This window comes from Enterobacter sp. LM3 (assembly GCF_046622475.1).
In the GTDB taxonomy this organism is placed as follows: Bacteria; Pseudomonadota; Gammaproteobacteria; order Enterobacterales; family Enterobacteriaceae; genus Enterobacter; species Enterobacter cloacae_P.
On sequence record NZ_JBJURN010000003.1, the window covers coordinates 342,760 to 350,105 of the forward strand.

The following is a 7,346-nucleotide window of genomic DNA, read 5'->3' on the forward strand; positions in this document are numbered from 1 at the left end:
GCCATTCCCGGCAAGCCGGGAATGTCACAGGTTACGGCGCGGGGTTCACCAGCATTTGTCCTACGGACCCCCTGTCCATCATCTCCAGCGTCTGGCTGTGGAACAGGAACGGGAAGTGCGGCCACGAAGGCTGGCCATAGTAGACGAGCAGCTCGACCTGTCCATCCACCCAGACGGTATCTTTCCAGCCACGGTCTTCCGGGAAGGGCATCGCACCGTTAACGTTGCGAATAAGGAAGCTTACCCCTTCAATGTGGAACGACTGCGGCATGTCCGAGCGTACCGTCCAGCGCTCCCAGGTTCCCTGCTGTGCGGTGATATCAATGCGCTTGACGTCCCACAACGCACCGTTAATGCCCGGATCATCACCCAGGTGGATCTCACGGCTACGTACCGGCGAACCGCTCATGATCTCCTGCGGCAGCAAGCGCATTGGCAGGCTATCGGTCACCAGTGGCAACAGGCCCGTTGGTCGCAGGGTCAGCACCAGCGTGGAGACCAGAATGCTCGACGGCTCAAAGAAACCACGAATACGGTCAACGATGCTCGCCGCTTCACCGCAGGTGATCGACACTTCATCCCCGTTGGTCATATCAATGAGAATTTCACGGCGTTCACCTGGCGCGAGCGCAAGCTGTTTGACGGAAACCGGCGCAGGTAAAAAGCCCTGATCACCTGCAACCACGTGCAGTGCCCGGCCATCGCTCATCTGCAGCTGATAGCGACGCGAGTTAGAGGCGTTAAGCAGACGCAGGCGCACCCAGCCGCGCGAGACGTCGACATACGGGCTTTGCGCGCCGTTAACCAGCAGCGTGTCGCCGACAAAGCCACCGCTGCCCGGCTCACTGTATTCCGGCGTACCGAAGTTATCCAGACGTTTGTCCTGGATAATGACCGGGAAGTCATCCACACCATAGTGGTTCGGGAGCGGCAGGGATTTGCTGACGTCGTCTTCCACCAGCCACATCCCGGCCAGGCCGTTGTAAACCTGCTGAGCGGTGCGGTTAGGCGTGTTGGCGTGGTACCACAGGGTGGACGCGCCCTGACGAATAGGCAGCACGGGGGCCCAGTCGGCGTTTGGCGACATCATGCGAGCAGCACCACCAATCAACGGCCCTGGTACCTGCAACCCGCTGATGGTCATGGCGACATTTTCGGACGTACGGTTACTGTAGATCAGCTTAACGTCATCGCCATTCCACACGCGAATGGTTGGCCCAAGATAGCGCCCGTTAATCCCCCAGACAGACGCTCGCGTTCCCTGAGTAAATGACCAGTGGCCGCGCTGTAGCGTCAGGAAAAGCGGCTGCCCGCGACGGGATTCAATTAACGGCGGAATGGGCAGCGGCTGTTGCTGCCCGGCGGCGTTGGCTGTCAGCGGTATTGCGCCTGCACAAAGGGCGATCCCCGAAGCCTGAATAAACTGACGCCGACTGAGTGACATATAAGCTCCATCTGAAACGACTAACAACGCGGGAATTCGTTTTCCCTTTTAACGCCGGTTTATACCTTACCGGCGGCTTCTCTCTCTGCGACTTCTTTGTCGAGCAATGCAATATGTTGAGCCATCAGTTCACGGCAGTGTGCTGCCAGCTCGCGTACCTGATCTTTACCGTATTTACTGGTATCCACCGGCGGCAGCATTTCGACAATCACCAGCCCGTTATTCAGGCGGTTAAGATTAATCTTATTAGAAGTATTAGAAACACACACTGGAATAATTGGAACGCCTGCCGCAATTGCTGCATGAAACGCACCCGTTTTGAATGGCAGCAAGCCACGGCCACGGCTACGCGTCCCTTCCGGGAACATCCAGATAGAGATTTTGCGCTTTTTAAAGTGATTCACCACTTCCGCAATGGTGCTGTGCGCTTTTGCACGGTTGTTGCGGTCGATAAGCAGGTTACCGGTAAGCCAGTACAGCTGGCCAAAAAACGGGATCCACAGCAGGCTCTTTTTCCCCACGGTCACCGTCGGTGGCAGAACGATGTTTGCGGCTGTCACCATATCGTAGTTGTTCTGATGGTTAGCGATATAGATGGCGTTACCAAACTGCTCTGCGCCTTCAGGAATACGTTTTTCAACCTTCAGGCCAAATAACGGTGCAAGACGGCCAAACATGTGGCCAAAAGTGGCGACATGCTTCGGATTACGCGGGCTGAACAGGCAATAAATGCAGCCGAAAACACAGACCAGAATGCAATAGATAACGGTAAGAATAAGACGAACAATGTATAGCATAGCGACCTCTGAAGCCCCAACAGCTGACAATTATACTTCACCTGTGGCCAGGTAAGGACTTTATTACGAGCGCGTATTGTTAATCGCAACGCATGAATTAACAACGTTTTTGCGGGAAATTTTACTGAAATACCCCCTCCGGGAAAGAGGGGGTCAGAGCCAGATTACTCTTCGCTGTCGCCCGCGTGGCTTCGCGCAGGAGAGTCAATCTCCACGCGGTCGATGCGCTGCAGGCCGCGCATCAGTGAGCCACGGCGACCGCGCTCACCCACCACTTTCTGCAACTCTTCCGGACGAAGTTTGATTTTACGCTTGCCCACGTGGATGGTCAGCGTACTCTGCGGCGGCAGAATAAAGAGGTGCGCCAGGCCATCTTCGCCTTTTGCCGCTTCCGCCGACGGGATATTGATGATCTTGTTGCCCTTCCCTTTCGACAGTTCCGGCAGGTCGCTGACCGGGAACATCAGCATTCGCCCGGCGGTGGTGATCGCCAGCAGCATGTCGCTCTCGTTCTCAATCACCAGCGGCGTCATGACGTGCGCGTTATCCGGCAGGCTAATCAGCGCCTTACCGGCACGGTTGCGCGACACGAGATCGTTAAAGGTACAGATAAAGCCATAACCCGCGTCGGAGGCCAGCAACAGTTTCTGCTCATCGGCTTCCATCAGCATATGGTCAACCGTCGCCCCCGGCGGCAGCGTCAGCTTGCCGGTCAGCGGTTCACCCTGTCCACGCGCGGAAGGCAGCGTGATGGGGTCAATGGCGTAGCTGCGGCCCGTGGAATCGATAAATGCCACCGGCTGGTTGCTTTTCCCTTTCACTGCCGCTTTGAAGCTGTCGCCCGCTTTGTAGCTCAGCCCAGGCGCGTCGATATCATGCCCTTTGGCACTGCGCACCCAGCCGCTCTGGGACAGCACAATCGTCACCGGCTCTGACGGCTGCATGTCGTGCTCGTTCATCGCCTTCGCTTCTTCGCGCTCGTGCAGCGGAGAACGACGGTCATCGCCAAAGGCATCGGCATCGGCCTGCAGCTCTTTCTTCAGCAGGTTGTTCATCTTGCGTTCGGACGCCAGGATCGCCTGCAGCTGATCGCGCTCTTTTTCCAGGTCGTTCTGCTCACCGCGGATCTTCATCTCTTCCAGTTTGGCGAGATGGCGCAGTTTCAGCTCGAGGATCGCTTCGGCCTGGGTTTCACTAATGCCAAAACGCGACATCAGCGCGGGTTTCGGTTCGTCCTCGGTACGGATGATCTCGATCACTTCATCAATATTGAGGAACGCCACCAGCAAACCTTCAAGGATATGCAGGCGCTTAAGCACTTTTTCCAGACGATGGTTCAGACGACGGCGCACCGTATCGCGGCGGAAAGTCAGCCACTCGCTGAGGATCTCCAGCAAGTTTTTCACCGCCGGGCGACCGTCCAGGCCAATCATGTTCAGGTTGATGCGGTAGCTTTTTTCCAGATCGGTCGTCGCGAACAGGTGGTTCATCACCTGCTCCATGTCGACGCGGTTGGAGCGCGGCACGATCACCAGACGGGTCGGGTTCTCGTGGTCAGATTCATCGCGCAGGTCGTCCACCATCGGCAGCTTTTTATTGCGCATCTGAGCCGCGATTTGCTCCAGCACTTTCGCACCGGAAACCTGATGCGGCAGCGCGGTGATCACCACCGCACCGTCCTCTTTGGTCCACACCGCGCGCATACGCACGGAGCCACGACCGTTCTGGTAGATTTTGCGGATTTCCGCGCGCGAAGTGATGATTTCGGCTTCGGTTGGGTAGTCCGGCCCCTGAACGATATCCAGCAGCTCATCCAGCGAGGTTTTCGGCTGTTCAATCAGGGTGATGGCGGCTTTCGCCACTTCACGCAGGTTGTGCGGCGGGATGTCCGTCGCCATACCAACCGCAATACCGGTGGTCCCGTTCAGCAGGATGTTCGGCAGACGCGCAGGCAGCATTTTCGGCTCCTGCATCGTACCGTCGAAGTTTGGCACCCAGTCGACGGTTCCCTGACCCAGCTCACCCAGCAGCACTTCAGCATATTTAGACAGACGGGATTCGGTATAACGCATCGCCGCGAAGGATTTCGGATCATCCGGCGCACCCCAGTTCCCCTGCCCGTCGACCAGCGGGTAACGGTAAGAGAACGGCTGAGCCATCAGTACCATCGCTTCGTAGCAAGCGCTATCACCGTGCGGATGGTATTTACCCAGCACGTCACCGACGGTACGGGCGGATTTCTTGAACTTGGCGCTGGCGCTCAGCCCCAGCTCAGACATCGCATAGACGATGCGACGCTGGACGGGCTTCAGGCCATCACCGATAAACGGCAACGCCCTGTCCATGATGACGTACATGGAGTAGTTCAGGTAGGCGTTTTCCGTGAATTCATGTAGCGCGAGGCGCTCTGCCATATCGCTCATTACGTGTGATTCCTCAACTCAGAAACCGATGGGTTTCAGGCAATATTGCCGCAGATACTACCCTATCTGCCGTGTTGAGTCACAAAGAAAAAGGGCCGCTTAAGCGGCCCTTTCTGGTGCATAGCAGATACGCATTACCGATATTTAATTTATTAGCGTTTCTTTTTACGTTTAAATAATCAGCAGCGTTTACTGCTTAATGTGATAAATAGCAGGTTAATTATTTGGCCTTATCGTTACGCTTTTCCATGATGAAAAACCTCATTCAGGGAAAATAGATGAGCCATCTTATTTATTTAACGCTTGAGGGTGAGATTCAGGGAAAAATTTCTGCTGGCTGTGGTTCGCAAGCCTCCATCGGCAACCGCTATCAACTGGGGCGTGAAGACGAAATTCAGGTCTTCAGCCTGACGCAGGTGGAAAGCGGCTCGCCGGGTGGCATTCACCACCATGGGCTGAATTTTTGCAAACTCCTGGATAAAAGCTCTCCGTTACTTTGCAATGCCATTAATAATAATGAACGCCTGAAGATGACGTTTGATATTTACCGAACAAATAGATATGGGCGACTGGAGAAATATTATCTTATCGAACTTCGTGGCGCGACGATGCAGTCCATTCATCAGCAATACAGGGGAGATAATTTACATTACGAATATATTTCGGTGAATTACGATTATATCCTGTGTCGCCATCTGATAGCCGGTACCGAGTTTGACTACCTGCTGACGCCGGAAAATTACGGCCGTCTTTTTCCGGTAGTGCAGAAAATGCGGCTTCCGCCAGAGCCACCGGAGCGTAAGGTGACGCTGGTGCTGGGCGTGTTCTTCGACGGCACGGGCAATAACGCGGTAAACACGCAAAGCATGCTCGAGACGCTTCAGGCGCAGCACTATGATATCGATAACCTGGACGCGGAAAGCATTCTTGCCAGAAATGCGTCAGAGAAGATGGGGGTTAACGGCATTGGGGCAGGCAGCTATCTGGGGTACTACACGAATATCTACTGGCTGAATGAGTTGTATGAGCAAAAATTTCCACCAGAAGGCTGCTACATTCAGGGTTTTGTCTATGTTGAAGGAATAGGCACTCGGGCAGGTGAACCCGATGACCCGATAGGACTGGGGCTGGGAACCGCAGAGACGGGGATTATTGCTAAAACCGACGACGCGGTTAAGCAACTGGCTAAAGTGATAGATGCCACCTTAACGTTGCTGAAAGGGAAGTTTGTCGTCGAGAATCTGCTGTTTGATATCTTTGGCTTCAGCCGGGGCGCAGCCGCAGCCCGTCACTTTGCTAATCGTGTACAGACTGAAGACATGGCAATTACTAAGGCCATATTGAAAGGAATGGCCGAGTACAGCTATCGTGGAAAACCTGCAGGTCATACCCGTTTTCTCGGCATTATGGACACCGTGGCCGCAGTCGGCACGGTAGCGAACGGTCTGGATCCACACAGCGCCGATACAGGCAGCGTCAATATCGCTCTGCGTCCCGGCGTGGCGCAGAAGGTGTTTCACATCACCGCCGGACATGAATGCCGCTATAACTTCGCCCTCAACAGCGTCGTTCCCGCCTGGCCGGAGCTGGAACTTCCCGGCGCGCATTCTGATATCGGCGGTGGCTATCTGCCGCAGCTTCGCGAGGATCTCTTTCTGACCCGCCCGCAGGTTGAAACGCTGCCATACAATCACCCCTGGGCACAGTCCCGCGTCTACCATCAAGCCATAGCGCAGCTAGAGAGGCTGGAGCACTCACCGGCCATCATGCCCATAGCACATTCTCATACCATCACGCCCGAAGTCTGGGAAGACGATTTTGCCCCTGCCGACCGCTACAGCCAGCCGCAAAAGCGCACTTATGCAGCCCTGACGCTACGCCATCGCATTGTGAGATATGACTGGTCGAAGGTGGTCTTGCGGGTCATGGTCGATGCGGCGACAGAAGCGGGTGCAGCGTTTAAGGATGTAGAGACGATGAGTAAACATCGCATCCCTGATGAATTAAAACCGTTTTGTGTACATGCCCGGGAGATGGGGAAAGCGGTTCGTCGGCATGCAACGGCATCCGGTTTTACACCTGAAGAGGTGGACATAATAGCGAGAAACTATATCCACTGCTCTGCACACTGGAACGCAGTGGAACTTAAGCAGACCGGGGAATTACAGGGTGGCGTATCGGCCTCCGAAACGGTCGGCTTTGTGAACAGGCCAGACACAAACTGGAAGAGAACGATTTACAATATGGATGGAAAAAAACGATGAAAATACACAACATAGTTGCACTTGCCCTACTCCTGACGACGGCTGCTTGCAGCCCACAAAAAAAATACCCTTTGCAGTCAAAGCAGGCCGCCAGCGGCGACTGGACGCTTCCCTATGGGGAATGGAGCTTTACCTTTGTCACCCCCAGAGATTTGATGGCTGATACCAGTCATGTGCGGATAATCGATACGGATGGTTATCTTTATACCTTCTACATGCTTGATCCAACGTTCCAGAGCCCGGATTCCATCAACAATTGGGCTTCAGACATTCGTGGCCCCAGCGTCAATTTCAACAAAGTCAAAAAACCGCCGCAATACATCGTCTTCTGCTGGGATTCTTATGCCGATCAAAAAACCTATGAAACCCGCGCCGTATTCGGGCCGGAAACCTGGCAAAGAATGAAAACGCCTGCCGA

At 54.7% G+C, this 7,346-nt stretch carries 5 protein-coding genes; 2 read left to right on the plus strand and 3 right to left on the minus strand.

Annotated elements, in window-relative coordinates:
- Nucleotides 1-31: 31 nt before the first annotated feature.
- The 3 genes from ftsP to parC all read right to left on the minus strand — a co-directional run bounded on the left by ftsP (nucleotide 32) and on the right by parC (nucleotide 4,664).
- Nucleotides 32-1,444 carry a cell division protein FtsP gene (gene ftsP, locus ACJ9N4_RS05755; RefSeq protein WP_182272639.1) on the minus strand — a complete coding sequence of 471 codons (1,413 nt, stop codon included), beginning with the start codon at nucleotides 1,442-1,444 and terminating at the stop codon, nucleotides 32-34.
- Nucleotides 1,445-1,503: 59 nt separating this feature from the next.
- Entirely contained in the window at nucleotides 1,504-2,241 is a 738-nt protein-coding gene (plsC, locus tag ACJ9N4_RS05760; RefSeq protein WP_182272640.1) for a 1-acylglycerol-3-phosphate O-acyltransferase, read from the minus strand.
- Between the two features lie 164 nt (nucleotides 2,242-2,405).
- Nucleotides 2,406-4,664, minus strand: a complete 2,259-nt coding sequence (gene parC, locus ACJ9N4_RS05765; RefSeq protein WP_182272641.1) for a DNA topoisomerase IV subunit A — start codon at nucleotides 4,662-4,664, stop codon at nucleotides 2,406-2,408.
- Nucleotides 4,665-4,942: 278 nt separating this feature from the next.
- Between parC and tssD the strand changes: the two genes are divergently transcribed.
- Nucleotides 4,943-6,928, plus strand: a complete 1,986-nt coding sequence (gene tssD, locus ACJ9N4_RS05770) for a type VI secretion system tube protein TssD (protein WP_182918952.1) — start codon at nucleotides 4,943-4,945, stop codon at nucleotides 6,926-6,928.
- The coding region (locus ACJ9N4_RS05775) for a DUF2931 family protein (protein WP_411500320.1) at nucleotides 6,925-7,346 on the plus strand (422 nt) is incomplete at its 3' end. The genes tssD and ACJ9N4_RS05775, both read left to right, overlap by 4 nt.